This is a genomic window from Stenotrophomonas sp. HMWF023 (assembly GCF_003060985.1).
Taxonomy (GTDB): Bacteria; Pseudomonadota; Gammaproteobacteria; order Xanthomonadales; family Xanthomonadaceae; genus Stenotrophomonas; species Stenotrophomonas lactitubi.
In genome coordinates this window covers 5,399-7,978 of sequence record NZ_QAIJ01000293.1, presented here as the reverse complement: position 1 = coordinate 7,978, position 2,580 = coordinate 5,399, and the positions used below count along the sequence as shown (strand labels likewise).

Here is a 2,580-nt window from a genome sequence, read left to right as displayed (position 1 = left end):
GCCAGGGTCCGGCCCTCGTCGGCAGCATGCAGGCGCAGCGTGCACAGGCGCCAGCGCTGGCCGCCCAGATGCCCGGCAAGGCGCCGCCACAGGCGCTCACCAACGCTGCCATCGGCATCGTGCGAAGGACCGGGCGGCAGCGTCGCCACCAGCCGGTCCCAGGCCAGGAAATCGCTATCCGGCAACAGGTACAGGCGCCACACGCAGCGGCCGCGTGCATCCAGGAAGCACAGGCTTTCGCGCAGGCCCTCGCTGTCCACGCCCTGACAGGCATGCACCGATACTGCCTGGCGCCAGCCGCCAAGTTCATTGCCATCGGCGTGGTACAGGCACAACACGGTGCCGAGCGCTGCCAGCTGTTCCGGCGCAGGCCAGGCCCGCAGCGACGAACGCGACAGGGAGGACGGCAGGCGACGCGCAGACAGGGCTCGGCTCATGGGATCACCAGGACACGGCAAGGCTGGCCGACAGAGTGCGGCCGGGGCTGGTAAAGCGGTCCAGAACGGTGCTGGTGGCTGACAGGGTGGAGCCGCCGTTGGACCAGTCGATGTAACGCTTGTCACCCAGGTTGAAGATACCGACGTTGAAGGTCGCGCCCGGGGCGAAGTTCCAGTGCGCCATCAGGTCGGCCACGCCGTAGCCGGCCGGGCGATAGATGCTGGCTGAGGCGACGCGGTCCTTTCGCTTGACGAAGGTACCGGCCAGTTCGACGCCCCAGGTATCGGTGTCGTACATCAGGCCGACGGTGCCGCGCATCGGATCGACCGAATCCAGCGGCACATCGGCGGTCTTGTTGTCGCCGCGCGACCACGCCACCGCGCTGCGCAGCGCCCAACCCTGCAGCGCCGGGCTGATCTGGCCGAAGTCGACACCGGCCTTCAATTCTGCACCGTAGATGCGTGCGTCGGCGACGTTGCGCGACTGGAACACCATCAAGCCCTGCGCGTTGGTGCCTACCAGCGTCTGCGACTCGATGAAGTCCTTGTAGTCGTTGTAGTAGCCACTCAGGCTCACGTACGCCGCCGGGCTCAGGAAGCGCATGCCCAGTTCGACACCGTCGCTGGTTTCCGGCTTCAGGTCCGGGTTGGGAATGGCGGTGTAGCCGAAGGCGAAATTGGTGAAGCCCAGGTTGACGTCGTTGTACGGCGGCGAACGGAAGCCACGCGAATAGCCGGCAAACAGCGACCACTCATCGGTGAAGCGATAGACCAGGCCGAACTTCGGCGACACGCTGGTCTTCTTCAGCTCCGACACGGCCACGCCGGGATTGTCCTCGGCGAAGATGCTGTCCACGTCCGGCTTCAGTTCGTAGCGGTCCACGCGCACGCCCGGCACCAGCGACAGCTTGCCGTCGGCCAGGCGCATTTCATCCTGTGCGTACAGGCCCAGCTCGGTGGTCTTGCTGATCGGGAAATCGCGCACGGGGAACGCGTCGGGCAGGATCGTCGTGCTGACCACGCCACGGTTGCTGACCTGGTAACCATCGCGCTTCTGGCGGATCTCGGTGCGGGCGCCATCGAAGCCATAGGTCAGCGCGTGTTCGACGCTGCCGGTGCTGAAGGCCTTGTTGAACACCGCCTGCAGGCCATACACGCGCTGGTCGAAATTGAACTCGCGATGGCGGCGGCTGCCGTTGGCGCGTGCTTCATCGGTACGCTGCGTGGTTTCGCTGTCCTGCGTGTAGACCTGCCAGTGCAGGCTGTCGGCGAAGCCCTTGTCCAGCGCATCCATCTCGTGGGCGAAGGACACGCGGGTGCGGCTCTGCGTGTCGCGCGCCTTCATGCCGGTGGTGGTTGTGCGGTCGATCGAGGACAGCACGTCGGTATCGGTGTTGTCTTCGTTGCCTTCCACGGTCAGGCGGAAACGCTGGTCTTCGCTGGGTGCATAGACCAGCTTGGCCAGGCCGCTGCGACCATCACGGTCCTGCGGGTTGGCCGCGGTGCGCGTGTTGTCGTTGCTGCGCACATCACCCTTGTTGTCGGTTTCCTGGCCCTGGCGGTGGTTGATGTTGACCATGCCACTCCAGTGCTCGCCACCGAAGGCGCTGGTCACACCACCGAGCAGGCCTTTCCACTCGCCGTCGTATCCGAACTTCAGGCCGACGTAGCTGTCCTTGCCATCCTTCAGGTAATCCGCCGGGTCCTTGGTGACGAAGGCAACCACGCCACCGAGTGCGTCCGAGCCGTACAGCGAGCTGGCCGGTCCGCGCACGATCTCCACGCGCTTGAGCGTGTCCAGGTCGGTGAAGTTGCGGTTGGCGTTGGAGAACGAACCGATGTTGAAGCTGGTCGGCATGGCGATGCCGTCGGTCTGGATGCGCACGCGGTTGCCGTCCAGGCCGCGGATGCGGATGCTGCCGAGGCCAAAACGGGTTGCGCTGCGGCTGACCGACAGGCCCGGCTCGTAGCGGACCAGATCCTTGATGTCCTGCACCAGCTGCCGGTCCATCTGCTCGCGGTCGATCACATCGACGGTGGCGGCGACATCGCTGACCGCACGTTCGGTACGGGTGGCGGTGACCTGCACGCGATCGAATTCGCGCGCGTCGGGCGCAGCATCGGCAGCATGGGCGGACAGCGG

The 2,580-nt window shown here is 65.9% G+C and carries 2 protein-coding genes; both read right to left on the bottom strand.

The window, feature by feature from the left end; all coding sequences use genetic code 11:
• The coding region (locus tag DBR20_RS16570) for a Hemin transport protein (RefSeq protein ID WP_258223403.1) at positions 1–437 on the bottom strand (437 nt) is incomplete at its 3' end.
• A 4-nt stretch (positions 438–441) separates the two neighbouring features.
• A complete protein-coding gene (locus DBR20_RS16565) occupies positions 442–2,577 on the bottom strand; it encodes a TonB-dependent hemoglobin/transferrin/lactoferrin family receptor (protein WP_258223404.1) in 2,136 nt (711 codons plus the stop codon).
• Positions 2,578–2,580 lie beyond the last annotated feature (3 nt).